Origin of the sequence: Halorubrum sp. C191 (assembly GCF_002727095.1) — an archaeon.
Classification (GTDB): Archaea; Halobacteriota; Halobacteria; order Halobacteriales; family Haloferacaceae; genus Halorubrum; species Halorubrum ezzemoulense.
The window spans coordinates 1-1,592 of the sequence record NZ_NHNZ01000218.1; the positions used below are offsets into that span (position 1 = coordinate 1).

The 1,592-nt window shown below is 53.5% G+C and carries 2 pseudogenes; both read left to right on the forward strand.

The window, feature by feature from the left end:
* Positions 1–531: 531 nt before the first annotated feature.
* A pseudogene (locus Z052_RS18790) lies at positions 532–678 on the forward strand (ISH3 family transposase); the annotation flags it as partial.
* Between the two features lie 786 nt (positions 679–1,464).
* Positions 1,465–1,592 (forward strand): annotated as a pseudogene (locus Z052_RS18795) (IS110 family transposase); the annotation flags it as partial.

Sequence of the window (1,592 nt, forward strand, 5' to 3'; positions counted from 1 at the left end):
CTCGCCGCCTGCTCCCTTTCCCCGGACGTATCCGGGAGAGACATCGCCGTCGTCAGTGACACAACGAAACAAGATACCATAGTTTTGACTCTTCAACAACCGCCGTCAGTAACGGCTACTGTATCTTCTGATCGTAAGAACGCGCCGCTGACAGCTTAGGACTACAAACAATCGACCCTACCCCGTCGCTGTCTTGCGTTCAACAAGGCAACAGTAGCAGAAAACTACCACCACCCTACCACTTGGCCGGCGGCTTGCGCCCTGGGATAGGCGTCCTACTTCCACAACGCGCGTTACAGATCCAGGCGTGTCTACAGAAATACAGCTCTTAAGGACGTTAACAAATCACAGAGCGATTCGTTGGCCCACTAGACACTGAACATTTATGGGTAGCTGCAGCCCACCTACTCGCTCCCCTCGATCGCTCGTTGAGGAAGGGGCTTCAGCGCCTCAATCCAGTCAAATCCTAGTACCTCACAAAGCCGGTTAGTTAGAACTTCTGCTTGCTGCGAATGTGCCTAGCAAACAGCGGCGACGCTTCGCCGAGGCGGGCGTCGCCTCTGGTGGTGGCCGTACAAGGAGTTCGTCAATATGGTCCGACAGGTCGCGTGGACGGCCCTCGCGGTGCGTCGGGCCGTCCCCGCGAACCGGCCTCCCGACGACCGATTCCACCGGTAGTCACTGACCGAGCAAGCGTTTTCGCAAGTGGCAACGCTGTCGCGTCGGCGGCTGATCGCCGCCGACAGCGACAGTTCCGCCTTCGATCAGCGTTGTTCAACCGCTATCGACGACTTATCACGACAAAACAGGTGGCTCAGGTCAGACTAACTGGCGATGCTTTGTGAGGTACTGAATCCAGTTCCATTCGGTTCTAACATTTTGATCACCGCTGTATATCGATTGGCATATCTATTACGTACTGCCATTACAAAAATATATTATAGTTATTTTTTTGCGGCCTAGAAAAAGCAAAACTGTTGTACGGCAAAGGTATATTATGATATGTAAGTATACATGTAACGCACATACAAATAAATTCTGATATGAGTATGTTTGCTGACAACACGATTTGACCCTCAACCCTATTGTTCGGGTTGCTTTGCGTTACAGTGAGGTTCAGTAGTATTACAGACTTAGTAATGTAATGGCAATATCAGGCCAACCTGGACTCACGCTCGACAAAACAACTTGCCCGGCGATCAGACCAAAGCTACACCACCTCAGTTTTGTCTGCTGTGTTGACTCGATGGAAACGCTGCTACCCTAGGAGAGCGTGAAACAAGACATGGGGCGCAAGAGACCGACCGCTATTCCGTGCCTCAGAGCACGTCGTGTTGACTGGTCCGTGTGCGAAAGGAGCCGAGTCATGGGCGCTACAGCCCGGATGCCGCGCCCCGCGGCATCCGGGAAAGCCCGAATAGGTGAATCTCTGCTTCACGCACTGGCGTCCCGGGTGAATAAGCTATGTACCTCGGAATCGACGTCCACAAACGGTACGCACAGGTGGCAGTGATGGATGAGGCTGGGAAGATCGTCGAAGAGGTTCGCGTTGAGAACGCGAACCTCGACGAGCTCGCCCAGCGGTACGCCGG